Raw genomic sequence first — 25858 nt, 5'->3', positions numbered from 1 at the left:
GAGCGGGGGATGCCGCGAGGTACCCAGGGTGCGGCTACCGGGACGAATCCGGGACGGGAGGGGTAGCGGAATTGTGCCGGATGTCGCTGGCGGGCGAGGGTTTGCGGTATCCCCATGGACAGTGGCGGCAGCCGGACTGGCAGCAGTAGCCGCGGCGCAGGTGATACTCCCGGGTGAAGACCAGCCAGGGGCCATCCATGTAGTAATCGCGGCCCTCGACGGGGCGCTCGGGGGGCGGCTCGGGTTGGGCCGGCGGGTCAGGCATGCAGTCCTCCTTGCTGCTTCGATTCTGGAGGAGGCAGCAGGGATGCGGGAAGCGGGGATTCCGGCGGAGTTGGGTCTGGTGAAAGTGCGGCGGCCGGAAATGTGACGGTACGGCCGGGAATGGCGGCGGTGCGCTCGCCGGGCAGGACGGTGCCGATGAGATTCACAGGATCAGCGGCGGCGACGGTGACCGGCGGCATCGTGGCCAGCGGGCGCTGGCGGCAGGCGCGGAGGGCTTTCATGGCCTGCGGCAGGGCGAACTGCTCGCCGGTGAAGCCGGAGACGAAGCGTCCGCCGCGGACGAGGCCGCGATCCTCAAGGCGGCGGAACATGGCGTGGAGATCGCGCCAGCGGGGCAGAGTTGTCTCCTCGAGGGCGAGGTCGCGGAAGACGATGCCGTAGCGGTCGAGGAGCATGAGGCAGGCGGACTCGATCTGCTGATCGAGCCGCTGGGCGGGGTAGCTGGCATCGCTGGCTGAGGAGTCGCCGGCGAGGAGGCTCCAGCGACCGGCGGCGTTGCGACGCAGGCCGGTTCTGGGGCTGGCTTTGGTGCTGGACTTTGCATGGGGATGGAGGATCTGGCGGAGGGCGTCGAAACCATCGGCGGTGACGAGGCCCGCGGCGACGAGTTCCCAGAGGGCATGAGAGATTTCGCCGGGGGGCGCGGCGAGCAGGCGCGCGAGGTCGGCGGAGAACATGGCTCCGCGCTCGGCGAGGCAGGAGCGGACACGGTTGGCGAGCTCGCTGAGACAGGCGGCGAGGTGCGCCTCGGGAATCTGACGGGCGGCGAGGCAGCGGTCCATCCAGTGGGCCTCTTCGCGGAGGAAGAAGGTGATGGGCGCCATGCTGGTGGGGACGACGCGGCGTGGGCCTCCACTGTCGGGGGATTGGAAGGCCGGGTGCGGCGAGATGCGCCCCCAGCCGACGACGCCGGTGAGGCAGAGGGCGTCGAGCCAGCGCGGGTCGTAGTTGGCGACGCGCTGGGGCAGCAGGTGGCGCTCCCACTCGATGGCCGGCGCTTCGTAGCCCTGCAGACCGCGCAAGGCTTCGAGAAGGCCGTCTTCGCCGGTGAGCTGGCGCTGGGGCGCGATGTGCTGCCAGTCGAGCAGGAAGCGCAGATACGTCGCCGGGGGCACGGGCTCAACCTGCTTGCGCAGCCGGCCGATGGTCGCCTTGTGAATGCGCTGGAGGATGCGGCGCTCGCACCACTCGATGTCGAGGTCGTCTTCAGGGGCTAGCTGCTCGAAGACGCCGCGCAGCATGGTGCCGGTGGTTTCGAGCACGAGGAACTGCTTCCAGACTTCGTGGGGGGCAATGCCGAGGCGTTCGCCGAGGGTGCGCGCGGTGGCGGGGCCGAGAATCTGCATCCAGCCCTGGATGGCTTTGCGGAGGATTTCTTCGGGATGCTCAGGCGGCGCGGCGTGAGGGAGTGCGGGCACCGATTGGGTGAAGGTGGCCTGCGGCCAGAGGCGTTCGAGCCATGCGATGCGCTCGGCGGCGCAAAAGTAACTGTGTGAGTTGCAAGTTGCGATGACAGCGCGGTGCGTGCTTTCGAGATGGGCGAACCATAGGCCCCAGTGCGCGGTGCGGGCATCGTGGGCCAGAGAGGCAGGAACGAGGACGAGAGAGCAGAGCAGGTCATGCAGCTCATGCTCGTCGCGAATGTCGGGCCAGAGTGTGGCGCGAATTTCGTCGATGGACTCGGGCGAGATGCGTCCTGCTCCGGCGGGTGGCGCGCCGCGCAGTTGGATGGCGCGAGCGCGGCGCTCTTCGAGGCCGGCTTCATCGAGAAAGGCGTAGGGGTTGGCGTGGAGCAGCTCGTGTGCGAAGGCCGAGGGAGTGGTGGTATCGACGGCGAGGCACTGGATGCGTCCGGAGTGAATGCCTTCGAGAACGGCGGTGAGCCCTTCGAGATCCATGGCCTCGCGCAGCACGTCTTTCATGACCTCGGCGACGAGAGGGTGGTCGGGAATCTGGATGTCGCCCTCGATGTTTTCAAAGCAGGCTGCGGCCTGAGGGAAGACGCTGGCCAAGAGGTCTTCGCCGCGCGTGCGCTGCACCTGAGGGGCGACTTTTTTACCTTTTTGAAACCGTAACAGTTGCAAACTGCGTCCGGCGGCCCACTTCCAGCGGTTTTTGAAGATGGGCGAAGCGAGCGAGGCCTGTTCGAGCAGTTCGCGCACGGTGTGGGTGGTGAGGAACTGGAAGACGTCGCTCAGGGGGAAGCTGTGCTGCTCGGCGAGCGAGATGTTGATGCCGTTGTCAGTGGCGGCGGCCTGCAGCTCGAAGTTGAAGCCGCGGCAGAAGCGCTTGCGCAGTGCGAGGCCCCACGCCTTGTTGATGCGGCCACCGAAGGGCGCATGCAGGATGAGCTGCATGCCGCCGCCCTCATCAAAAAAGCGTTCTGCAACAATGGTGGTTACAGATGGCACAGCGCCAAGACCGGCGCGGCCCTCGATGATGTACTGCAGTAACTGTTTTGCGCCGCTCTCGCAGACGCAGCACTCCTGCTGGAGCCATGCGGCGGCCTCGGCAATCTCGGGCACGGCGAGCGAAAGATAGCCGGGCTGCGCGCCGCGCGTGCGGCAGTCGATTTCAGTGCGCAGGCTGGAGACGAATTCGGACAGCTCGGCGGTGCGCTGCGGGGCCTCGCCGGTCCAGAAGGGCAGCGTGGGCGGCTGGCCCTGGGCGTCTTCGACCAGCACGCGGCCGGCGGACTCGACGCGCTGGATGCGCCAACTGGTGTTGCCGAGCTGGATGACATCGCCGGGCGATGAGTCGACGGCGAAGTGTTCGTCGAGGGTGGCGATCTGCACGCCCTCAGGCTGCGCGATGACGGGGAAGAGCGCGGTGTCGGGGATGGTTCCGCCGTTGGTGACGGCGGTGATGCGCGCGCCGCGCCGGGCCTGCACGCGGCTGTGGATGCGGTCGCGGAGCAGGTAGGCTCCGTAACGGCCGCGGCTGGACTCGATGCCCTCGGTGAGCAGGCAGAGGGCCTGATCGAATTCCTGCCAGGGCAGATCGCGGTAAGGATGGGCGCGGCGCAGGATGTTGTAGAGGGCGCGCTCGTCCCACGGCTCGGCGGCGCAGGCGGCGACGATCTGCTGCATGAGCACGTCGAAGGGGCGCGGCGGAATTTCAAGACGGTCGAGCACGCCGGAGCGCATGGCACGCAGCAGCGCGGCGGACTCGACGAGATCGTCGCGGGTGGTGACGAAGAAGCGGCCTTTGGGGGTGGCTCCGCGCCAGTGACCTGCGCGGCCGACACGCTGCATGGCGACGGCGATGGCGCGCGTGGAGTTGATCTGACAGACGAGATCGACCGCGCCGATGTCGATGCCGAGCTCGAGTGATGCCGTGGCGACGAGCACGCGAATGTCGCCGGCCTTGAGGCGGCGCTCCGCCTCGAGGCGCAGCTTGCGCGAGAGGCTGCCATGGTGGGCGGCGACGTTTTCCGCGCCGAGACGCTCACCGAGTTGAAAGGCGATGCGCTCGACCATGCGGCGCGTGTTCACAAAAACCAGCGTGGAGCGATGCTCGCGGACCAGCTCGGCGATACGGTCGTAGACGCTCTCCCAGAGGGCGTTGGTGGCGACGGCGCCGAGCGGGACGGTGGGCACTTCGATGGCGACGTCAAGGTCGCGGCGCTGGCCGCACTGGACGATTTTTACCTCGTTGCCACGCGCGCCGCCGAGGAATTCGGCGACCAGCTCAATGGGGTTTTGCGTGGCCGAGAGGCCGATGCGCAGAGGCGCGGGATGGGTGAGCAGGCTGGCGGCAGGGGTGAGCGTGTTCTCCGCCGTGACGAGCGCGTCGAGGCGTTCGAGTGTGAGCGTGAGATGTGCGCCGCGCTTGTCGTCGGCCATGGCGTGGATTTCATCGACGATGACGGTGTGGACGCGGCGCAGATGCTCGCGGCTCTTCTCAGAGGTGAGCAGAATGTAGAGCGACTCGGGCGTGGTGACGAGAATATGCGGCGGGTGCTTGAGCCTGGCGCGGCGCTCGGCCGGAGAGGTGTCGCCGGTGCGCACGGCGGCGCGAATGGGCGGGCAGAGATAGCCGCGGGCCAGGGCGAGCTGCTGAATTTCGTGCAGCGGGGCTTCGAGATTTTTCTGCACGTCGTTGGAGAGCGCCTTGAGCGGCGAGACATAGACGACTTCAGTGCCGAAGCCGAGGCGGCCCTCGATGGCTTTGCGCAGCAGCCGGTCGATGCAGATGAGGAATGCGGCGAGCGTTTTGCCGGAGCCGGTGGGCGCGGAGATGAGCGTGGGCGTTTCGGCGAGAATGTGCGGCCAGCCCTGCTGCTGCGGCTCAGTGGGCGTGCCGAAGCGGGAGGTGAACCACTCCTGGACGACGGGGTGCGCCCACGCGAGGGATGCGGCGATGGGCGGGGCAGGCATGGGGTTATTCTAGCGCGGAAATTCGTCGTTTGTTCGCCTGCGTGCAAAGAGAGGAACCGGCGTGAAAGCCGCTGCGTATGGTGAAGTGAACCACTGAGACAGAAAGCAGGAGCCTGCCGCGTGCCAGAAACCACGAATGTTTTCACGATGGAGCGCCCGCAAGCGGGGTCGAACTCCTTTCGCGCCGCGCTGTATCTCGCGCTTGCCTTTGGCCTGTTGAAGATTGCCGTGCAGGTGCTGGGCAATGTGCTGATGCAGCATGCCGGGTATGGCATTTTTCGTGATGAGCTGTACTTCATTGTGTGCGGCCGCAACCTGGCGTGGGGCTATGTGGATCAGCCACCGATGGTGCCGCTGTTGACGCGCATGACGGAGCTGGTGTTTGGGGTTCATTCGCTGGCGCTGCTGCGGCTTTTTACGTCAGTCGCGGGCGGGCTTGAGGTGATGATGACCGGGCTGCTCGCGTGGCGGCTGGGCGGCGCGCGCTGGGCGCAGGCGCTGGCGATGATCGGAATTTTTATTGCGCCGATGTCGCTGGCCAACTTCACGATCTCAACCAGCGTGCTGGAGCCCTTTGGCTGGATGCTGGTGGTCTACGCGATGGTGGAGCTGACGAGCCTGGCGGAGCAGGGCATTCGCAGCGGACCGCTGGTGGCGCGCTGGTGGATCGTGATGGGCGTGACGGCCGGGCTGGGGCTTGAGAACAAGTGGAACGAGTTTTTCTTTCTGGCGTGCCTGCTGCTGGCGCTGATCGCGAGTCCGCAGCGCAAGGTGCTTGCGAGCAAGTGGTTTGCGGTGGGATTTGCGTTGATCGTTCTGATTGCCGCGCCGAATCTGCTGTGGGAGGTGCATCATCACTGGGCCACGCTGACCCTGCTGCACAACGACCAGGTAGATGGCAAGAATGTGCAACTGCCTCCGTTACATTTTGTGTGGAGGCAGATTTATGTGCAGGGCGTGCTGATGGCTCCGGTATGGATGGCCGGCATCGGATGGCTGCTGTTTGGCCGCAGGGCGAAGGCGTACCGGTATCTGGGCATTCTGTATGTGCTGTACCTGCCGCTGATGATGGCGCTGCACGCGAAGGATTATTATCTGGCGGCGATTTATCCGCTTTATTTTGCGGCGGGCGCGGCGGCGTGGGATGGATGGCTGCATCGCGCGTGGCTGCGGCGCGGAGCGGTTCCGGCGTATGTGGCGCTGCATGTGGTGGGCACGGCGGTAGTGCTGCCGGTCATGTGGCCGGTGATGCCGCCGGCGCAGGAGCTGGCCTACATGGCGCGGCTGCATATCAAGCCGCCCAAAATGGAGAACGGAACCACAGCCGCGCTGCCGCAGATGTTTGCCGACATGCTGGATTGGAAGCACAAGGCGAATCTGCTGGCCGATGCTTACTGGTCACTGCCGCCGGAGGAGCGCGCGCAGGCTGCGATCTATACGGTGAACTATGGCGATGCGAGCGCGGTGAATGTGTACCGGCCCGATGTGCCGGTGGCGATCAGCGGGCACCAGAACTATTTCTTCTGGGGGCCGCGCGGGCATACGGGCGCGGTGATGATTATTTTTGGCGACAGCTATGCGACGGATGCGAAGGAGTTTGATTCGGTCAGGGTGTATGCGCGGGATAAGAACCCGTGGGTCGAGCCGTATGAGCGCGGGCCCGTGCTGATCTGCAAGGGGCTGCACGGGGGACTCCAGCAAATCTGGCCGAAGGTGCGGTTCTGGTACTGAGACGGGGTGGATTGACAGGCGGTGCGAGGGCAGTCATCGTGATAGACACATGGAGGTGCGTATGCGCTTTTCGCTGTATCGCTCCGCATGCACGAGCGCGGTTGCTTTGACCCTGATGGCTTTGCCCTGCCTGGCGGAGCCGGCAGACTCTTTCACTCTTCAAATACCGGCGCAGCACGCGTCGGTGACATGCAAGGATCCAAGCCATCTGAAAGCCTGCATTGACGCGCAGAGCCAGCTCAGCGCCAAGGAGAAGGCCGAGCTGACTCGGGCGCTGCCGTCGATGAAGCAGCAGATTGAGCAGGGGCTCGCGAAGCAGGAAGCGTCATCGCATGCCTGCCTGACGCTCAGGATGTACCAGTATCCGCAGGGCTATCCGGAAACAGGCGCGCACGCGAAGCCGAAGGTTTCGGTTTGCCAATCAGCCGCTTCCGCACGCGAAAAGATGCTGCAGATGCAGAAGCCCCAGCGGTAGCGCAGAGCGCGGGCAGATGGAATGACAAAAGGGACCGGCGTGCCGGTCCCTTTTTGCTTGCCCGAAGGCAGAGGTTACTTCTTGGTGGGCGCGATGACGTCCTTGGCGGACTTGGCGACGCGGAACTTCACGACGGTCTTGGCCTTGATCTTGATCTGTTCGCCGGTCTGCGGGTTGCGGCCGATGCGGGCCTTGCGCTCCGCCTTGACCAGACGGCCGAGGCCGGGGATCACGAAGACGCCGTTCTTCTTGGTTTCCTTGATCGCGGTTTCCGCGAGCAGATCCAGGAAGGCAGCAGCCTGCTTGTTGGTGAGTTCGAGCTTCTCGGCCATGTGCCGCACCAGAGCGGTCTTGGTCATCGTAGTTGCCATACGGAAAATCCTCCTGACGTCCTTTGGACTTGTTCGGCGGCGTGCGTTCGAGCGCCTCGCCCCTTTGGTGCCGTTCTCACAAGAGCCAGTGTTTATGCGGCTTGTAAGAACCTTCCGCCGTTTACCTTGCGGCTTGCAGAAGGCGTTGTCAATGGCAAAACCACGGTTTCCACAGGTTTTTTCCTGTTTTTGTCTGTTTTTCGGGGTTTTGCACCATGAAACGCCTGATTTTCGGCTTTTTTGCGAGCATCGGCGGCAGTGGAGGAACGGGATTTTTGCCCGCTTTTCGCGCGAATGAGGGCCAGTCTATTCCGGGAAAAGTGCCTCAGTAAAGGGCCAGAGGTGGCCGCGCTGTGGAAGACGCGCGCGCCCCGGGCGGCGCGGCGGAGAGAATGGCGCGGTTGAGAAAGCCGACCAGCGGCGCGGCCAGCGCGAAGTGCGATTGTACAGTGCGGGGCAACTGGCTGGTGAGCGCGGCCTCGGCGGGCAGCGCGGTGGTGACACCCCATTGCCGCCAGCGAATCCATTCGGCGGCGGGATGATCGACGGGAAAGCCTTTGGGCGCGCGCGTGAGCGCCAGGGGATCGTGCAGGCCAAAGCTGCGGCGCATCTTACGGTCTTCGAGCAGTGTGCCGAACTCTTCGTAGTGATCGAGCAGGTAGCGGCGGATGGCGAGCAGTTGATCCTTGCCCGGCATGTAGACTCCGGCGGCGACGATGAGTTCGGTTCCGCTCAGGTGCAGGTAGTAGCCGGCGCCTGAGGTCTTCTGCATGCCGCCACGGCCCCACCAGGCGGCGATGTGCTGCTTGTAGGGCGATTTGTCGGCAGAGAAGCGCGTGTCGCGATAGAAGCGCAGCATGACGCGGCGGGCCTCGCGCATGTGGTCTGGCGCGTAGTCGATCATGCCCTGCGTCACAGACTCGATGAGGGCGAGCATGGGGGCTTTGAGCTCGCGCTCAAAGATGGCGCGGCGCGCTTCAAACCACTCGCGGCGGTTGTTGCGCTTGAGGCCGCGCAGAAAACGCAGCGCCTCCTCATGGAAGTAAGGGAGCGCGGTGGAGGGCGGCGTGGTTTGCTTGCGAACAGCGGACACCGCATCATTATGACAGTTGCCGCGCGCGGAGAGGAGATGGTTTTGTCCGCGCCGCGATTGGGTGAAACGGGATGAAGCAGTACTTCGGGTGGTTTGCGCTCATGGCGTGGCTGGGATTGACTCCGGTGGCGCATGCACGCACATTGACGCAGGCTCAGGCGCGCGAACTGGCGGTGACTGTGGCGTGGCATGAGGGGATTCCGGTGAGCGATGAGCACATCGAAGTGGACACGATGGATGCGGGCGCGCCGTACCTGAAGGGCTTTGCGAGCTTTCTGGTGCTGCGCGAGAGCACCACGCCAGGACCGGACACGACGTTGGCCCGCTATGCGGTGAATCGCAGCAGTGGGAACGTGTGGGAGATGACGGAGTGCCGCCGGTATGATTTTGCGGCGCTGGATGCGCTGCGCAAGCGGCTAACCGGGCATGCCACGGCCAGCCGCGCGGCCGATGCCGCCGAGCGGAAGACGCTGGGTTGCGATGCGCCTGGGAAGCGGCCGGGTAAGGCGTAGAGGCTGGCGCGCATTTTCCTCAGGGGCTGAAGCCCGTACCCTTCAGAGTTGCGGCCCGTACCGTTCCGAGCGGCGGTCCGTACCTACCCCATCGACGAAGACCTGGCGATGGAGCCCCGGAATACGACAGCGCGCCGGTAGAGTATTGGCTAGCGAATGGAGTGGCTGAAGAAGATGTCCTGCCCGAATGCAGGCAGGTAGCCATGCTGGCGCACCAGCGGTCCGATCTGTGCCCAGTGGCGGATGGTGTGCACGAAGACATGGAGGCAGAGTTTGCGATAACTGCCACTGATCTCGCCCGCGGTTCGGGTAGAGAAGCTGAAGACGCGATCCAGTGCGGCATCATCGGTTTCTGCGAGAAAGCGCGCGAGATTTTCAGAGGCGGCCTCGTAGAGCTTCCATGCCGAGACGAGATTCCTGGCGGGGTTTGCGGCGTCAAGATCGGTGACTGGCTGGCCGAGCAGCCGCTCGCTATGCCGGTAAGCGACGCCGTAGATGTGCCAGATCAGCTCGGCCACCGTGGTGGAACGGGCAATGTCAGTGGGCACGTTCGCCGCGGCCGGATGAGCCTCAAAGAAAGCTTTCCAGCGCGCGGCGGTCTCGTGAAAATCGGCGAGCAGATCTTCGAGCGTAACGGCAGTGTGGGGCATGGGGACCTCGCGGGAGTGTGTCAGGACTTCTTCTTGAGGGCGCGGTGGCCGATGTCGCGGCGGAAGTACATGCCCTCGAAGTGAATGCGGTCGAGCGCCTCGTAGGCCTGGCGCAGGGCTTCGCTGAGGTCGCTGCCGATGGCGGTGACGCCGAGCACACGGCCGCCGCTGGTGACGATTTCGCCGTTGGAGAGCGCAGTGCCGGCGTGGAAGATTTCAACGCCCGGAACGGCGGCAGCGTCTTTGAGGCCGGTGATGGGGAAGCCGGTTTTGTAGCTGCCCGGGTAACCGGCCGAGGAGGCGACGACGCAGGCGGATGCGCCGGGCTTCCAACGCAGCTCGGTTTCGCTGAGGCGGCCTTCGGCGCAGGCTTCGAGCGCTTCGGCCAGATCGCTGTCGAGCCGCATCAGAATAGCCTGCGTTTCGGGGTCACCGAAGCGGGTGTTGTATTCGAGCACCATGGGGCCGCGCGCGGTCATCATGAGGCCGCAGTAGAGCATGCCGCGGAAAGGCGCATCCTCGGCGGCCATGCCGTCGAGCGTTGGCTGCACGATGCGGTGCATGATCCACTCGCGCATCTGCTCGTCAATCATTTCGTCAGTGGAGTAGACGCCCATGCCGCCGGTGTTGAGGCCGGTGTCGCCCTCGCCGATGCGCTTGTGGTCCTGCGCGGGCACGAGCGGGCTGGCGTGCTTGCCGTCAGAGAGCACGAGGAAGGAGATTTCTTCGCCCGTGAGAAATTCTTCGACGACGATGCTGGTTTCGACGGTGCCGAGCAGCTTGCCGCTGAAGAGTCCTGTGATGGCGGCTTTGGCTTCGGCTTTGGATTCGCAGATGAGCACGCCCTTGCCGGCGGCGAGTCCATCGGCCTTGATGACGACGGGCAGGTGAAAGAGGTCGAGCGAGTCGAGCGCCTGCTGCTCGGCGGTGCAGACGGCGAAATGCGCCGTGGGAATCTGGTGGCGCTGCATGAAGCGCTTGGCGTAGCCCTTGCTGGTCTCAAGCATGGCCGCGGCCTGGGTGGGGCCAAAGGCGCGAATGCCGCGGCGTTCCAGCTCATCGACGAGGCCGAGCGAGAGCGGCAGCTCCGGGCCGACGACGACCAGGCCGGGGCCTTCGGTGGCGACGACCTGCAGCATCTCGTCCAGATTACGCTGATCGGCCGGAACGCAGCGAGCCACCTGCGCGATGCCTCCGTTGCCGGGGGCGCACACCACCTCGGTGACGCGCGGCGACTGCGCCAGTGCCCAGCAGAGTGCGTGCTCGCGGCCTCCCGCGCCAATGACCAGAACCTTCATGGTTGGAACTCCTTCGGCGTTTGCCTGTTCTTTTGGTGAGCGTATCGCAGCCGGCGGGGAACGCCAACTTTGTGGAACACAGTTCTCAGTGGTCAGTCTTCAGTTTTCAGTGGTGCGTGGCTGGTGATCCACGGAAAAGGGACCGCGTGCGGCGGTCCCTTTGGGGGAAGCGGAAGATGTTGCGGCCGGGTCAGCAGGCGTGCGCGATGCCGTGACGGTCGCAGACCTCGGTGAGCAGGCCGTAGAGTCCATCGAGCACGGTGTCGACCGCGCCCAGGCAGGCTGCCTCGTTGGCAGGCTCAGCCAGCTCGGCGAGCAGCGCGCGTTCGGTGGCGGAGTGCTCTTTGTCGGCCTCGATGTGCACGGTGAAGTAGCGGTAGCCTTCTTCGTTGTGAAAGCCGTAGAAGTCGCGCAGGCCTTCGATTTTCTTCTCAGAGACGGCAGGAATCTGGCTCTCGTAGGCGTAGAGCGCGGCGACTCCGGCGGCGGTGCCCTGCGCGGAGCAGCAGTTGCGGAAGCCGTCGATGAGGGCGCGGGTGGAGGGCCATGCGGGCTGCTGGCGCACCTGTGCGGCGTCGAGGCCGAGGCTCTCGGCAAACTCAAGCCACAACTCGGGATGGTTGGGCGAGCCGGCTTCCTCATCCATCAGGTTGAGGAGCAGGTGACGGCGGACGGCCTGATCTTCGGTCTGGGCATGCACCGCCGAGAGATAAGTGGGGAAGGCGGCGACGTGCTGGTAGTACTGGGCGGCGTAGTCCTTGAGGGCGTCCATGGTGAGTTCGCCACGCGACCAGGCCTGATAAAAGGGGTGCTGAAGCAGGTGCCGGGCGGCGACGCGGGCATCGACCTGAGCGATGAAAGAAGCGGAAGTGGAAGTCTCGACAGCAGTCTGGGAAGGCGACATGGCAGGGGTCCTCGCAGGGGATGAATGCGGTCAGCTTACTATGAGCGGCGCTGTGGGAGGAGCCGAAGTGCCAGAGATGGAAATGAAAGTTGGCGCGGGCGGTGATGGCAGGCATGTGCCGGGCGTTTTAGAATGTTGGCAGATCGATGCAAAGCCTCTGCGCCCATCCCCGTTTGAAGCGCTTCCGGCGTGGCCGTCACGACCGTGGGCGGAAGCTGTAGCTTTCGCTCTCTTCCGATCTGGATTTTTTGATACTCGAACAGTCGCAGTACCCCCAACCGAAAAAAGGAAGGATGCCCCATGTCGAATCCTGGGAACAAGAATGGGAATCACGCGGACAGCTTCGGCAGCCGCTCAGAGCTGAAAACCGCTCACAAGTCTTACGAAATCTTTCGCCTGAAGGCGCTGGAGCAGCGCGGGATCAACCTGGCGCGGCTGCCCTTCAGTCTGCGCATTCTGCTGGAGAACCTGCTGCGCCATGAGGACGGCAAGAGCGTCACGGCGGAGGACATTGAGTTTCTGGCCAAGTGGGACGCGAAGGCCGAGCCCTCGCGCGAGATTGCCTACATGCCGGCCCGCGTGCTGATGCAGGATTTCACGGGCGTGCCCGCGATTGTGGACCTGGCCGCGATGCGCGATGCGATGAAGGTGCTGGGCGGCGATCCGCACAAGATCAATCCGCTGCAGCCGGCCGAGCTGGTGATTGACCACTCGGTGCAGGTGGATGAATTTGGCACGAGCAACTCGTACTCGATCAATTCGCTGCTGGAGTTTCAGCGCAACCGCGAGCGCTATGCCTTTTTGAAGTGGGGGCAGTCGGCGTTCGATAATTTTTCGGCTGTGCCTCCGGGCATGGGCATCTGCCACCAGGTGAACCTGGAGTATCTGGCCCGCGTGGTGTTCACGGCGGAGAATGGCGGGGCGGCGCGCGCGTATCCTGACACGCTGGTGGGCACGGACTCGCACACCACGATGATTAACGGCCTGGGCGTGCTGGGCTGGGGCGTGGGCGGCATTGAGGCCGAGGCAGCGATGCTGGGCCAGCCGGTTTCGATGCTGGTGCCGCAGGTGGTGGGCTTCAAGCTGACGGGCAAGCTGCGCGAGGGCGCTACGGCCACCGACCTGGTGCTGACGGTGACCGAGATGCTGCGCAAGCTCGGCGTGGTGGGCAAGTTTGTGGAGTTCTACGGCGCGGGCGTGAGCGAGCTGGCGCTGGCCGATCGCGCGACGATCGCCAACATGGCTCCGGAGTATGGCGCGACGTGCGGCATCTTCCCGGTGGATGCGGAGACGCTGCGCTACCTGCGGCTGACGGGCCGCAGCGATGAGCAGATTGCGCTGGTGGAGGCGTACTACAAGGAACAGGGACTCTTTCACACGGCCGATGCGCCGGAGGCGGAGTATTCGCAGACGATCTCGCTCGATCTGGCGACGGTGGAGCCGAGCGTGGCGGGGCCGAAGCGTCCGCAGGATCGCGTGCTGCTGAAGAATGCGGGGCCGAGCTTTGCCGAGCAACTGCCGGCGCTGCGCGGGCCGGTGGCCGCGAATGGCAGCGGCAATCGCCAGGTGCTGCGCTGGGAAGGCGAAGGCGGCCACGATCAGGATGCCTCAGAGGCCGCGCACAGCGACAAGCCCTTCACCAGTGTGAAGGAGCGCTTTGGCGTGGACGTGGAGAAGTATCTGGACCACGGCTCGATTGTGATTGCAGCCATCACGAGCTGCACGAACACGTCGAACCCCTCAGTGATGATGGCCGCCGGCCTGCTCGCGAAGAAGGCCGTGGAAAAGGGACTGAGCGTGCCGCCGTGGGTGAAGACTTCGCTGGCGCCGGGCTCGCGCGTGGTGTCGGACTACTACGAGAAGGCGGGTCTGCTGCCTTATCTGAACAAGCTGCGCTTCAACGTGGTGGGTTACGGCTGCACGACGTGCATCGGCAACTCGGGTCCCCTGCCGACGGATGTTTCGAAGTCGATTGAGGATCATGGGCTGGTTGCAGTGTCCGTGCTGAGCGGCAATCGCAACTTTGAGGGCCGCATCAACTCTGACGTGCGCGCCAACTACCTGATGTCGCCGCCGCTGGTGGTGGCCTATGCGCTGGCGGGCCGTATTGATCACAACTTTGACGCGGAGCCGGTGGGCAAGGGCAAGGATGGCCAGCCGGTCTATCTGAAGGACATCTGGCCGACGCAGAAGGAAGTGGCCGACGCCATTGCCGCCTCGATTGACTCCGGCATCTTCCGCAAGGAGTATGCGACGGTGGCCGATGGCGACCAGAACTGGCAGCAGCTCAACTTCCCGGGCGGCGATGTGTACCAGTGGGAGCCGGACTCGACCTACATTCGCAAGGCGCCTTACTTTGACGGCATGAAGGCCACGCCGGAGGCCGTGAAGGACGTTGCGGGTGCGCGTGTGCTGGCGGTGCTGGGCGACAGCGTGACGACGGATCATATTTCGCCAGCCGGTTCCATCAAGGCCAATTCGCCCGCGGGCAAGTACCTGGTGGAGCATGGCGTGAAGCCGGTGGACTTCAACTCCTACGGCTCGCGGCGCGGCAACCATGAGGTGATGGTGCGCGGCACATTTGCGAATGTGCGGCTGCGCAACAAGCTGGCTCCGGGCACCGAGGGCGGCGTGACGCGGCTGCTGCCCGAGGGCGAGCAGATGAGCATCTATGACGCATCGGTGAAGTATGCCGAGCGCAAGACGCCTCTGGTGATTCTTGCTGGCAAGGAATACGGCTCGGGCTCGTCGCGCGACTGGGCGGCGAAGGGACCGCGCCTGCTGGGCGTGCGTGTGGTGATTGCGGAGAGCTTTGAGCGCATTCACCGGTCAAACCTGGTGGGCATGGGCATTTTGCCGCTGCAGTTTGAAGCGGGCCAGAATGTGGAAAGCCTTGGCCTGACGGGCGAAGAGACCTATGACATTGTGGGTCTCGTGGACCGGCTGGAGTCGAAGTTTGCCAACGGACGCACGGTGACTGTGAAGGCCACCGCCGCCGATGGCAAGACGAAGACGTTTGAGGCCAAGGTGCGCATCGACACTCCGCAGGAAATTTTGTATTACCAGCACGGCGGCATTCTGCAGTATGTGCTGCGCGGTCTGGCGGAGAATTAGAGCAGGGATTCCCGGGTCCGGACAGACCCGGGAGTTTTCAGTTGTCAGTCCCGAGTCGTCAGGTACTGCCGGGTCCCTCTCATTCAGCCGGAACGACGGCGGGTTTCAGAATGACGCCGCCTTCGTGGAGGGACCCCATCGATTCCTGGTGGGCGCAAAAATGAAAAAGGCTCCGGGAGACCGGAGCCTTTTTGCCTGCAGCAGAAGTTTGCGTGCGGCGGACTTAAATGCCCATGCCGTATTCGGTGGGCATTTCATCGCCGGCGTGGGCGTAGAAGTCAGAGGGCGTGCGGCGGTTGAACTTATAGCGCAGACGCAACTCGCGGCCCACGTAGACGCCCAGAGCGGCGACGCCGACGGCGACCGAGGTCCAGCCGACGTAGCGGAAGAGGGCGGAATCCTTGTTACAGCATGACTTCGATGACCCGGTGAATGCCACAGTGACCTGCTTCCCTGGGGTGGTCCCCATCTGCCTTCATGATAACCCAGCGTTTGCGCCGTCTGCAGTGCTCTATCGGCGGCGCGGAGCGAGACTCTAACTGGTTATGTGCTCCCATGCTTCGATGCGCTGGAGCCATTCGAGTTTGCGTTCGGGCGGCAGAAAGCTGGCTTCGATAGAGTTCGATGCCAGCTCGCGCAGATGCTCGGGCGTGAACTCGAAGTTCTCGTGCGCGATGCGGTATTCGCCTTCAAGATCGCTGCCGAAGAGTGCGGGGTCGTCGGAGTTGAGCGTGATCATGAGGCCCGAGTCAAAGTAGCGGCGCACGGGATGATCGTGGAGCAGCGGGCAGCAGCCGGTGCGCACGTTGCTGGTGATGCAGATCTCGACGGGAACCTGGCGGGTGGCGAGCACTTCCATCAGTTCCGGGTCGTCGATGGCCGAGAGGCCATGACCGATGCGTTCGGCGCCGATGTTGAGCGCGCCCCAGATGCTTTCAGGGCCGGTGGTTTCGCCGGCGTGCGCAGTGAGGCGCAGTCCTGCATCGCGGGCCTCGGCATAAAGCTCGCGAAAAGGCTCGGGGCCGGTGCGGCGTTCGTCGCCGCCGATGCCGATGCCGCTGATGGAGGGATGCGCGGGCTGCAGTTCGGCGGCCTTGCGAAAGACGCGCGCAGCTTCTTCAGGGCCGAAGTGGCGCACGGCGTCGAAGATCCAGTAGAGCGTGATGCCGAGTTCGCGTTCGGCACGGATGCGGGCGCGTTCCATACCCTCGAAAAGAGGCTCAAACTCGATGCGCCGCCAGTAATACACGACACCGACCGAGACATAGACCTCGGCATGCACGACGCCCTGACGGGCGAGGTCTTCAAGCATGCGCCAGGTGATGTGCTCATAGTCCTCGGGGGTCTGCAACTGCTCGGAGATGGCTTTGAATGCCATCAAAAAGCCGGTGAAGTCGGTGTAGCGATAGAGCGCCCGCGCGGCGTCTAACGTGAGTGGCTGGCGGCCGGCCTGGCGGCTCAACTCCACGAGCGTTTCGGGAGTGACGGTACCTTCCAGATGCAGGTGCAGCTCGGCCCGGGGAAGTTTTCGCAGGGAAGTTATAAGTTCAGGAGCAGATAATAGGGGTTTAATGATAACTGCCTCTCGGTCTTAAAGAAGTTAGGTTATGATTCGATAAGTTCACAGTTACATAGAAATTTTTGTTCTACAGGGTAAGCCTACTCGCGGATGATTGGCGAAATTGCAAGTTTTCAAAGAGATATCTCTGCCTGGTACCGGCAAAATGCTCGCGATCTGCCCTGGCGGCGTACCCGCGACCCTTATGCTATCTGGGTTTCGGAGATCATGCTGCAGCAGACCCGTGTCGCCGCGGTGATGGAGTACTACCAGCGCTTCATGGGGCAGTTTCCCACAATTGAGGCGCTGGCCAGCGCGCCGGAAGAGAGTGTGCTGGCGTTGTGGAGCGGCCTGGGCTATTACCGCCGCGCGCGCATGATGCACCACGCGGCCCATATTGTGGTGGCCGAGCATGGTGGAAAGATGCCGGCGACGGCGGCCCAGTTGCGAAAATTGCCGGGCATAGGTGACTACACCTCGGCGGCAGTGGCGAGCATCAGCTTTGACGAGCCCGTGCCGGTGATCGATGGCAACGTGGAGCGCGTGCTGTTGCGGCTGCGCGGGGAGCCGGCGGTGAAGGGGCATCCGGATGCGCCGGGGCTCAGCGATTTGAAGGCCGCCGCGCAGGAGTTGCTGGATACCGAGCAGCCCGGCGATTTCAACCAGGCCATGATGGAGCTGGGGGCGACGGTGTGCCTGCCGCGTGCTCCGTTGTGCGCCGAGTGCCCGGTGCGCGCGTATTGCCGCACGCAGGGGGAGCATGAGACGGGTCCGGCGAAGAAGATGCGCAGCGTGCAGGTATCGTATGCGCTGATTCGCCAGGCTCCGGGGCCGCGCACGGCCATTCTGCTGGCGCAGCGCGGGGCGCAGGAGTCGCAGATGCCAGGCCTGTGGGAGCTGCCGCTGGTGGACCCGGCGGGGCTGGCCGAAGATGGAATTCTGCTGACGGTGCGGCACTCGATCACCAACACCAACTACTACGTCACGATCTACTCTCTGCTGCCCGACCAGCGAGATCGCTTGCAAGTGCCGGCCCGCTCCACGCGCTGGATCAGCGCGCGCGAGCTGCGAAGCATTCCGCTCACCGGGCTGGCGCGCAAGGTGCTCAAGCGGCTCAAGATCATGCCGGGTTACACCGGGATGGGTCCGCAGGTGTTGATTGAGGGCGAAGCCTGAAAGTAATCGACCGCAAGCAGTGCTGACAGAATTTGAACGAACAATTTGCCGCGTTGTGCGGGCAAGTGCGGTAAGGTAGACCCGAGGAGAGCCCATGGTCTGGGATGTTTCGTTTACCTGCGATATCTGCGGCAATCGCAAAGGCGATTCCAACCAGTGGTGGATGGTGCTGCTGGGCGATGTTCCCTGTTTTGAAGAGGGTGCGCCCAATCAGCGGTTCACACTGATGCCGTGGAATCCGGCCGAGAGCCAGAATCCTGAGATGTACCACCTCTGCGGACAAGGCTGCGCCCTGCAGGCGCTGGAGCGCTTCATGACCTACGGGAAGATTGAGGCCGATCCCAAGGACAACTCCGGAACCCGCGCGCATTCCACGGGCGCGCTGCTGTAAGCCGAGTCAGAATTTATTCAAAGAGCATGGGGCCCGCGTTGCGCTCGCGACGTGAGCCCGACGGCGTGCGAGGGGCAACGGCAGGCGTGACGGCGCCGGGCTGAGGCGTGGCCGACAGCACGGCGAGCAGGTCTTTGAGCTCCTGCCGCAACTGCTGCAGCTTGTGATTGATCTGGGCCGGTTGCTGCGGGGCAGATTTGCCGGCGGGCGCGGCCATGGGGAGCACGGGCTGCGGAGTTTTTCGCCGACCCTCTTTGGCTTCCTGCGCCAAGTGCTGGCGCGCTCCGGCGATGGTGTAGCCCTCGTGATGCAGCAACTGCTTGATGCGCAAGGCGAGCTCGACATCGCGGCGGCGGTAGAGGCGCTGGCCGGTGCCGCCTTTATTGGGCTTGAGCTGCGGGAACTCAGTCTCCCAGAAGCGGAGGACGTAGGCCTCCACGCCGCAAAGCCGCGCGGCCTCGCCGATGCGGAAGTAGAGCTTGTCCGGAATCGGAGGGGCTGGGGAGATGGTCCGCGTGGTCGCCTGTTTTGCCATGGAATGATCGCGCGGGATGCGAACTGAGCACAGCTCGCACCCCGGATGCGCTTAATCGCAGTATAGGCCAGCGTGCCTGTCGCGGTTACTTTTTCTTTGCGACGGGCTGGCGTGCCACCGATCCGCGTGGGGCGGCGCGCAGGTACTGCGGCGGCCAGTGGCCGGTCTGGTGCAGCGACTCGGCGGCGTGCAGCGGCCAGTAAGGGTCGCGGAGAAATTCGCGCGCCAGCAGCACGATGTCTGCCTGTCCGGTGCGCAGAATGTGGTCGGCCTGCGCGGGATCGGTGATCATGCCGACGGCTCCGGTGGCGAGGCCGGTCTCTTTGCGAATGCGCTCGGCAAAGGCGGTCTGATAGCCGGGGCCGACGGGAATTTTAGCTGTGGCGACGTTGCCGCCGCTCGATACATCGAGCAGGTTGACGCCGCGCTCTTTGAGCAGGCGCGCCAGTTGCACGGATTCGTCGATGTTCCAGCCGCCTTCCGTCCAGTCAGTGGCGGAGATGCGCACGAAGAGCGGCAGATGGGCGGGCCAGACGGCGCGGACGGTTTCTGTGATCTCAAGCAGCAGGCGCGCGCGATTTTCAAAGCTGCCGCCGTACTCGTCGGTGCGGTGATTGCTGAGTGGCGAAAGGAACTCGTGCAATAAGTAACCATGCGCGGCATGAATTTCCACGATGTCAAAGCCGGCCTTGAGCGCGCGCAGGGCGGCGTCGCGAAAGGCGTTGGTGATGCGGACGATTCCGGCCTTGTCGAGTGACTGCGGCAGGGGATAATCGTCAGCAAATTTGAGCGCTGAAGGGGCGACGACCTCTGTGGGCCATCCGTTTTCCTCTGTCGTGGCGATGCCGTCGGGCTTGCCGGGGGCGCGCATGCTGGCTTTGCGCCCGGCGTGCGCCAACTGGATGCCCGCGTAAGAGCCGTGCTGATGCAGAAAGTCCACGATGCGGGCGAGCGGAGCGATATGCGCGTCCTTCCAGAGGCCGAGATCTTCCGGCGAGATGCGGCCCTCGGGAGTGACGGCGGTGGCCTCGGTGAGGATGAGTCCCGCACCGCCCACGGCACGGCTGCCGAGGTGGACGAGGTGCCAGTCATTGGCGAATCCGTCTTCGCTGGAATACTCGCACATGGGCGAAACGGCGATGCGGTTGGGCAGCGTAAGGCCAGCGAGCGGCAAGGGCGAAAAAAGATGCGCGGGTTCGGTCATATTCATTTGGATGAGGATCGAAACGAGAGGTCGCAGAGGTGATGTGGATGGCTGCAAAGCGAGAGGGCTCCGCTGGCGCGAAGCCCTCTCGTGGGAGAGTGGAAGCTCGGAAAAGTTCAGGAAATCAGAGGTTTCCCGCGGGACGTTCCCTCAGGGGCTAAAGCCCTTGCGGGGAAAGCGGCCGGATGGACGGGCTGAAGCCCGTCCCCTTCAGGTACCGGCCGTTGTCCGGATTTTTTCGCAAGCTCCTGAATGCTGCGGTTATACGCTGGCGGTGGCTGCCGGAGCAGGCGCCGCGGCCGGCTTGGCCTCGGCCTTCTCATTGCCGGGCTTGCGGATATCGATGCCGCCCTTGAAGAATGCGCCATCTTCAATGGAGATGCGCTGGGCGGAGACGTCGCCGGTGAGGGAGCCTTCGCTGCGGATGTCCACACGGTCGCTGGCGGTCATATTGCCGCGCACCTTGCCGAGCACGACGATTTCGCGCGCGGCGATGTTGGCGGCCACGTTGCCATTGCGGCCCACGGTGACGCGGTTGCCGGGCAGGTTGATGGAGCCTTCCACCTTGCCGTCGATGTACAGGGATTCGGAACCCGTGACTTCTCCCTTGATGACCAGGCTCTTGCCGATCGTGGCCTGATCGGCCGGGCTGCTGGCGGACTGGGCCGGGGGCGCACTGGGAACGGCGCGCGTGGTCTCATAGCTGGGCGTAGCCGGCGCCGAGGGGCGGACCGGCTCATTGCCCGCGTTCTGGGAGGAGTTGCCGGGTTGATTGGGTTTCCACATCTTCGATAATCCTTTCGTTATCCTCATGAAGCAATGCTCGTGTCATACGCCGGGAACAATAACCGATGTATGCTTGCGGGAGCGTGAAACCAAGGAGGCATGCAGCGCCTCTCAAAATCGGGTGCTGTCATTGTCTGCATCTTAATGCATACCCGAGGGGTGCAAGGGCGCGCAAGATGACTGGAATTCGCGCCGGAATCATCTGAGCTACCATCCGAGCTACCATCAGGAAGAGATGACAGATCGCGAACTGCTGCGGCATATCGAACGTTCTCCCGGCCAGAGGGCCGGGTACAAGCACCTGGTGCGTATTCTGGGCCTGGGCGGCGGCCGTGAGCGGCGCCTGCTGCTGGAGCACCTGAGCCGACTGACCGCCGCGGGGCGGCTGGTGAAAGTGGACAAGGAGCACTGGGCGCTGGCGCAGGCCGCGCATTCACGCGACAACCTGGTGGCCGGGCGGCTCGACCTGCACCGCGATGGATACGGATTTGTGCGTCCCGCGCAGCGCGATGCGGCCGGGGACATCTTTATTCCTCCCAATGAGATAGGCACGGCCATGCAGGGCGACCAGGTGCTGGTGGAGGTCTTTCCGAAGCGGCCGGGCGAGGACCGCATGGCGGGGCGGATTGTGCGTGTGCTGACGCGGCGGAATCCGACCGTGGTGGGCAAGTTTCACTACGGAAATGTGGGGGGAAATGCGGGCGGCGGGCGGCGTGGCGGCCGTGAGCGCGGACCCCAGTATCCGGGGCACTATGTGGTGCCGTTCGATGAGCGGATGACCCAGCCGGTGATCATTCCCCTGGACGAGCCGTTGCCCGAGGCGGTGGTGGCGTCGCCGCATCGCGTGCTGGGCGAGGAAGTACGGCAGCAGTTTGACGATCTGGAGGGTCTGGTGGTCGATGTGGAGATCACCGAATGGCCCACGCCGACGCGGCCCGCGCGCGGACGCGTGATTGAGGTGCTGGGCGAGGAAGACGCCTTTGGCGTGGATGTGGAGATGATGATTCGCAAGCATCATCTGCCGCATGTCTTTCCTGAAAATGTGCTGGCGGAGGCGCGCGAAGTCGCGCATCTGGACGGCGAAGTGGTGGCCGCGCGGCGCGACTTTCGTGATTTGCCGATTGTGACCATTGACGGCGAGACGGCGCGCGACTTTGACGATGCGGTGCTGGTGCGCGAGCACGGCGACGGCACCTGGGAGCTGCAGGTACACATTGCCGATGTGGCGCAGTATGTGACGCCGGAGTCGGCGCTGGATCTGGAAGCGCGGCTGCGCGGCACGTCAGTGTATTTTCCGGATCGCGCCATTCCCATGCTGCCGCAGGAGCTTTCGACGGACATCTGCAGCCTGCGCCCTGGCGAAGACCGGCTGGTGCTGAGCTGCCTGATGCAGATGGACGCCCATGGGCAGGTGACCGGCTACGAGGTGACCGAGGGCGTGATTCGCTCGGCGCAGCGGATGACGTATACGCAGGTGCAGGCGATTCTCGATGGCGATGCGGAGACGCGAGACGCCTTCCGGCCGCTGGTGCCGGAGTTTGAGCGGATGTACCGGCTGGCGCAGATATTGAATGCGAAGCGCGAACGGCGCGGGTCGATTGACTTTGATTTGCCTGAGCCGGTGATTGAGTTTGACGAGTTTGGCGCAATGAAGGCGGTGACGCGCGCCGAACGGTTGTGGGCGAACCGGCTGATTGAGGAGTTCATGCTCTCGGCCAACGAGTGCGTGGCCTCATGGCTGGAGAATTTAGCCGTGCCGGCGATTTATCGCATTCACGAGAAGCCGGAGCCGCGCCGCGTTGTGGAGTTTGAGGAGATTGCGGCGTCGTTTGGCTATTCGCTGGGCATCGGCAATCTGCCGGTGAAGCGCTTTCACACGCGCGGCGAACGGCGGGACCAACGGCGCGACGGGCGGGGCGGACGCCGCGAAACGCGCGCGCATGAGGTAGCGGAAGACATTGCGGTGACTCCGCAGATGTATCAGAAGCTGACGGCGAAGCTGGCGGGCAAGCCGGAGGAGCGGATTGTCGCGTACCTGATGCTGCGCTCACTCAAGCAGGCGCGCTACAGCGAGAAGAACGAAGGCCACTTTGCGCTGGCCGCTCCGGCGTATACGCACTTTACTTCGCCGATCCGGCGGTATCCCGACCTGATGGTGCATCGCATCGCGAAGGCATTGCTGGAAGCCGGCGTGGATGGGCATGGGGTGGTGGCGATGGGTGATGCGCGCGTGCATAAGGTTGCACCCTCAGATGCCGGGCAGGCACAGGAGGCCGCACCCTTTGACGAAGTGGAGCTGGCCGCGATTGCGCAGGAGACCAGCGACACCGAGCGCCGAGCGGCCGAGGCCGAGCGCGAGCTGGTGGAGTGGAAGAAGATCAAGTTCATGCGCGACCGCGTGGGCGAGGACTTTGACGGGCTGATTTTGAGCGCGACGAAGTACGGACTGTTTGTCGAGCTGGAGGATTTGTTCATCGAGGGACTGGTGCCCATTCAGAGCCTGGGCGCGCTTGACGGGGACCGCTACAGCTATCGCGAGAACACACGCGAGATTATCGGCGATGGGCACGGGCGGACGTTCCGCATAGGCCAGCGTGTGCGCGTGCTGCTGGACCGCGTGGACGCGATGGAGAAGCGGCTGCAGTTCTCGATTTTGCTGGACGAAGAGGAAGCGACGGCGGCGCGGAAGCCGAGAGGCAAGTCTGCTGGCAAGTCAAAGTCTGCCGGCCACTCGAAGACGGGCGCGAAAAAGACGCACGCGGCGGCAGCCTCAGAGCGAAAGGCGGAGCGGCCGGCGCGGACGGCGAATCCGAAAAAGTCTGGCCGCAAGAAGAAGCGCTTCAGCGCGGATGCCGTGCCTGATTTTGCGAAGAGAGTGGCGCAGCCGCCTCCGCGCGGGCATAAAAAGGGCAAGAAGCGAAAGCCGACTGCGAGCGCGCAACAGATTACGGCGCGTCCCGCGAAGTTTGCGGGGAAGAAGCCGGGCAAGAAGCGATAGCAGCATGAAAGAGGGGTACAGGCGCTGCCTGTACCCCTCTTCACGGAACGGCTTTCGCCCAACCGGCTAACGCTTATAGACGATGCGGCCTTCGCTGATGGTCATCTGCACACGGCCGTGCATAGTCCATCCGTCGAAGGGCGTGTTCTTTGATTTGGAGCGCGAGTCCTGCGCGCGGAAGGCCCACTTCTCTTCCGGATCGAAAAGCACCACATCCGCAAACGAACCGACGGCCAGCGTGCCACGGCCAGGGAGCGAAAGCACCTGCGCGGGGCGGCTGGTGAGCATGGCCAGCACGCGATCGATGGGCATGCCGTGCTCGCGATGGAGCGAGGCCAGAGTGAGGCCAAGCGCGGTTTCGAGTCCGGTGATGCCGTTGGGCGCGCGCTCGAATTCCTGCTCTTTTTCATGCGCGGCGTGAGGGGCGTGATCGGTGGCGATGCAGTCGACGCGGCCTTCGAGAATGCCGGCGACCATGGCGAGGCGGTCAGCCTCGGCGCGCAGCGGCGGATTCATTTTGGCGTGCGTGTCGTAGTCGCCGACGCGCTCCTCATTGAGCACGAAGTGGTGCGGCGCGACCTCGCAGGTGACGTTCAGCCCTTCGGCGCGCGCGGCGTTGACGGCATCGAGTGCTTTGTTTGTGGAGAGATGCGCCACGTGCAGGTGCGCGCCCTTGACCTTGCGGACGAGCGAGATATCGCGCTCGACCAGTGAGGACTCAGCCTCGACGGGCATGCCGCGCAGGCCGAGCCGGAAGGCGAGCGGCCCGGCGTTCATGGAGCAGCCGCCGGTCATGCGCGTGTCTTCGGCGTGTTGAATGACGGGCAGGCCGGCTTTAGTGGCGGCCTTGAGGGTCTCATGCATGATGGCGTCGCCGAGGATCGGCTTGCCATCATCGGTGACGCCCACGACGCCGGTCTTTTTAAGCGCGGCATAGTCGGTGAGCTTTTCGCCCATGGAGCCGACCGTGGCCGCGCCGATGGGGAAGACGCGAATGGCCGCGCCGCGCTCGGGCGCGAGCATCCATGCGGTGATCTCGGGCGAGTCGTTTACGGGAATGGTGTTGGGCATGGCGCAGACGGTGGTGAAACCGCCGGCTGCCGCTGCTGCCGTACCGCTGGCGATGGTCTCTTTGTAGCCCTGGCCGGGCTCGCGCAGATGCACGTGAATGTCGATGAGGCCGGGCGCGACGATGAGTCCGCCGGCGTCAATGGCCTCGGCATCTTTCTGCTTGAGCTTGCCGGCCGGCTCGACTGCGGCCACTTTCCCGTTGACCAGCAGCACATCGTAACGGCCGTCGAGGCTGGCCGCGGGATCAATGACACGGCCTCCGCGAATCAGAATGGGCTTCATGCGCGCGTCCTTTGCTTGCTCTTGTCGAGCGCCTGTGCCAGCAGCGCCATGCGAATCGCGAGGCCGTGATGCACCTGCTCGGCGATGGCGGATTGGGGTCCATCGGCAACTTCGCTGGTGATTTCAAGTCCGCGAATGATCGGCCCCGGATGCATGATGAGCGCTTTGGGCGCGCATGCGGCGACGCGCTCGCTGTTGGCCTGGTAATGCTGTTTGTAATCGTCAAGATCAATCTTTAGGCCGGCGAGGCGCTCGGCCTGAATGCGCAGCATCATCACGATCTGCGAGCGGCGCAGGGCGGCTTCAAAGTCGCGCTCCACGCTCACGCCGGGGCCGATGTCGGCGGCCAGATCGGGCAGCAGCGGAGTGGGTCCGCAGAAGGTGACTTGTGCCCCGAGCCTGGGCAGCAGCAGCGCATTGGAGCGCGCGACGCGGCTGTGCAGAATGTCTCCGCAGATGGTGACGGTGACGCCCTTGAGCGCGGTGGGGCTAAGCTTTGCGGCCTTGATGCCGAGGAAGCGCAGCATGGTGCGCAGATCGAGCAGCGCCTGCGAAGGGTGCTCATGCATGCCGTCGCCGGCGTTGAGCACGGGCAGGCCGGTGGATTTCGCCAGCAGATAAGGCGCGCCGGAGTAGGGGCTGCGCAGGATGATGCACTCCGCGCCGAGGGCCTTGAGGGTGATGCCGGTGTCTTTGAGCGACTCGCCCTTCTCGATGCTTGAAGAAAGCGCGCTGACCAGCGTGGTATCGGCGCCGAGAGATTTTGCGGCCAGCTCAAATGAGGTGCGGGTGCGCGTGCTCGACTCGTAAAAGAGTAGCGCCACGCGGCGCTTGCGCAGACGCTTCGCACGCTCAAACACATCCTGTGTTTCAAGCTTATCGGCCAGTTGCAGAATGGCCCGGGCGCGCTCGGGCGTCAGGTCGCGCACCGAGACGAGAGCGCCCGGGTGCAGCGAAAGAGTAGGAGCAGCTTTGCTTTTAGCCGTGCGTGCGCGTGCTGCCGTGGATGCTTTCCTGGGGGCCATGATTCTTTCTGTCCCGGTCC

General features: G+C 64.2%; 21 protein-coding genes. 7 read left to right on the top strand and 14 right to left on the bottom strand.

The window, feature by feature from the left end:
* Positions 1-34 precede the first annotated feature (34 nt).
* Both ACP_RS17745 and ACP_RS09705 read right to left on the bottom strand, forming a co-directional pair.
* Positions 35-265 carry a C1orf53 family protein gene (locus tag ACP_RS17745; protein ID WP_083770570.1) on the bottom strand — a complete coding sequence of 77 codons (231 nt, stop codon included), beginning with the start codon at positions 263-265 and terminating at the stop codon, positions 35-37.
* Positions 258-4664 carry a DEAD/DEAH box helicase gene (locus ACP_RS09705; protein ID WP_015897139.1) on the bottom strand — a complete coding sequence of 1469 codons (4407 nt, stop codon included), beginning with the start codon at positions 4662-4664 and terminating at the stop codon, positions 258-260. Before ACP_RS09705 ends, ACP_RS17745 begins: the two co-directional genes overlap by 8 nt.
* Before the next feature lie 120 nt (positions 4665-4784).
* Between ACP_RS09705 and ACP_RS09700 the strand changes: the two genes are divergently transcribed.
* Both ACP_RS09700 and ACP_RS09695 read left to right on the top strand, forming a co-directional pair.
* The gene (locus ACP_RS09700; protein WP_148215112.1) at positions 4785-6395 is read left to right on the top strand and encodes an ArnT family glycosyltransferase; all 1611 of its coding nucleotides are present in this window, start codon (positions 4785-4787) and stop codon (positions 6393-6395) included.
* A gap of 61 nt (positions 6396-6456) precedes the next feature.
* Complete coding sequence (locus tag ACP_RS09695) at positions 6457-6870, top strand: hypothetical protein (protein ID WP_015897136.1); 414 nt, start codon at positions 6457-6459, stop codon at positions 6868-6870.
* A 74-nt stretch (positions 6871-6944) separates the two neighbouring features.
* Here the strand turns inward: ACP_RS09695 and ACP_RS09690 are convergent, their stop codons facing one another.
* Both ACP_RS09690 and ACP_RS09685 read right to left on the bottom strand, forming a co-directional pair.
* A complete protein-coding gene (locus ACP_RS09690; protein WP_015897134.1) occupies positions 6945-7241 on the bottom strand; it encodes an HU family DNA-binding protein in 297 nt (98 codons plus the stop codon).
* A 325-nt stretch (positions 7242-7566) separates the two neighbouring features.
* Positions 7567-8334 (bottom strand): DUF2461 domain-containing protein, encoded by a 768-nt coding sequence (locus ACP_RS09685; protein WP_015897132.1) that lies wholly within the window; start codon positions 8332-8334, stop codon positions 7567-7569.
* A 71-nt stretch (positions 8335-8405) separates the two neighbouring features.
* On the opposite strand from ACP_RS09685, the gene ACP_RS09680 reads away from it, so the two are divergent.
* Positions 8406-8846, top strand: coding sequence for an effector immunity protein Tgi2PP (locus ACP_RS09680; protein ID WP_015897131.1), 441 nt, complete (start codon positions 8406-8408; stop codon positions 8844-8846).
* Between the two features lie 149 nt (positions 8847-8995).
* Here ACP_RS09680 and ACP_RS09675 read toward each other — a convergent pair whose 3' ends face one another.
* From ACP_RS09675 to ACP_RS09665, 3 genes are all read right to left on the bottom strand, one after another.
* Entirely contained in the window at positions 8996-9496 is a 501-nt protein-coding gene (locus ACP_RS09675) for a DinB family protein (protein WP_015897130.1), read from the bottom strand.
* 20 nt (positions 9497-9516) lie between these two features.
* A complete protein-coding gene (gene purD / locus ACP_RS09670; protein ID WP_015897129.1) occupies positions 9517-10794 on the bottom strand; it encodes a phosphoribosylamine--glycine ligase in 1278 nt (425 codons plus the stop codon).
* A gap of 190 nt (positions 10795-10984) precedes the next feature.
* Positions 10985-11698: a CADD family putative folate metabolism protein gene (locus ACP_RS09665; protein ID WP_015897128.1), complete on the bottom strand. Its 714-nt coding sequence runs from the start codon at positions 11696-11698 to the stop codon at positions 10985-10987.
* Between the two features lie 300 nt (positions 11699-11998).
* Between ACP_RS09665 and acnA the strand changes: the two genes are divergently transcribed.
* Positions 11999-14812: an aconitate hydratase AcnA gene (gene acnA, locus ACP_RS09660; protein WP_015897127.1), complete on the top strand. Its 2814-nt coding sequence runs from the start codon at positions 11999-12001 to the stop codon at positions 14810-14812.
* A gap of 223 nt (positions 14813-15035) precedes the next feature.
* Here acnA and ACP_RS09655 read toward each other — a convergent pair whose 3' ends face one another.
* Together ACP_RS09655 and add are read right to left on the bottom strand one after the other, a co-directional pair.
* A complete protein-coding gene (locus tag ACP_RS09655; protein WP_169305961.1) occupies positions 15036-15251 on the bottom strand; it encodes a hypothetical protein in 216 nt (71 codons plus the stop codon).
* A 96-nt stretch (positions 15252-15347) separates the two neighbouring features.
* Complete coding sequence (gene add / locus ACP_RS09650; protein ID WP_041839465.1) at positions 15348-16388, bottom strand: adenosine deaminase; 1041 nt, start codon at positions 16386-16388, stop codon at positions 15348-15350.
* Positions 16389-16598: 210 nt separating this feature from the next.
* On the opposite strand from add, the gene ACP_RS09645 reads away from it, so the two are divergent.
* Together ACP_RS09645 and ACP_RS09640 are read left to right on the top strand one after the other, a co-directional pair.
* Positions 16599-17546: an A/G-specific adenine glycosylase gene (locus tag ACP_RS09645; RefSeq protein WP_238525522.1), complete on the top strand. Its 948-nt coding sequence runs from the start codon at positions 16599-16601 to the stop codon at positions 17544-17546.
* Between the two features lie 94 nt (positions 17547-17640).
* On the top strand, positions 17641-17937 hold the full coding sequence (locus ACP_RS09640; protein WP_041839464.1) for a hypothetical protein: 297 nt from the start codon (positions 17641-17643) through the stop codon (positions 17935-17937).
* Between the two features lie 13 nt (positions 17938-17950).
* Here the strand turns inward: ACP_RS09640 and ACP_RS09635 are convergent, their stop codons facing one another.
* The 3 genes from ACP_RS09635 to ACP_RS09625 all read right to left on the bottom strand — a co-directional run bounded on the left by ACP_RS09635 (position 17951) and on the right by ACP_RS09625 (position 20462).
* Positions 17951-18472 carry a MerR family transcriptional regulator gene (locus ACP_RS09635; protein ID WP_015897122.1) on the bottom strand — a complete coding sequence of 174 codons (522 nt, stop codon included), beginning with the start codon at positions 18470-18472 and terminating at the stop codon, positions 17951-17953.
* 85 nt (positions 18473-18557) lie between these two features.
* Positions 18558-19676 (bottom strand): NADH:flavin oxidoreductase/NADH oxidase, encoded by a 1119-nt coding sequence (locus tag ACP_RS09630; RefSeq protein ID WP_015897121.1) that lies wholly within the window; start codon positions 19674-19676, stop codon positions 18558-18560.
* Positions 19677-19937: 261 nt separating this feature from the next.
* Positions 19938-20462: a bactofilin family protein gene (locus ACP_RS09625; protein ID WP_015897120.1), complete on the bottom strand. Its 525-nt coding sequence runs from the start codon at positions 20460-20462 to the stop codon at positions 19938-19940.
* Between the two features lie 235 nt (positions 20463-20697).
* Between ACP_RS09625 and ACP_RS09620 the strand changes: the two genes are divergently transcribed.
* Entirely contained in the window at positions 20698-23460 is a 2763-nt protein-coding gene (locus tag ACP_RS09620; protein WP_015897119.1) for an RNB domain-containing ribonuclease, read from the top strand.
* A 66-nt stretch (positions 23461-23526) separates the two neighbouring features.
* Here ACP_RS09620 and ACP_RS09615 read toward each other — a convergent pair whose 3' ends face one another.
* The gene (locus ACP_RS09615) at positions 23527-24813 is read right to left on the bottom strand and encodes a dihydroorotase (protein ID WP_015897118.1); all 1287 of its coding nucleotides are present in this window, start codon (positions 24811-24813) and stop codon (positions 23527-23529) included.
* Positions 24810-25838 carry an aspartate carbamoyltransferase catalytic subunit gene (locus ACP_RS09610; RefSeq protein ID WP_015897117.1) on the bottom strand — a complete coding sequence of 343 codons (1029 nt, stop codon included), beginning with the start codon at positions 25836-25838 and terminating at the stop codon, positions 24810-24812. The genes ACP_RS09615 and ACP_RS09610 overlap by 4 nt, the downstream gene beginning before the upstream one ends.
* Positions 25839-25858: the final 20 nt, after the last annotated feature.

Source organism: Acidobacterium capsulatum ATCC 51196, from assembly GCF_000022565.1.
Lineage (GTDB): Bacteria > Acidobacteriota > Terriglobia > Terriglobales > Acidobacteriaceae > Acidobacterium > Acidobacterium capsulatum.
This window is presented reverse-complemented; position numbering and strand designations above follow the sequence as displayed.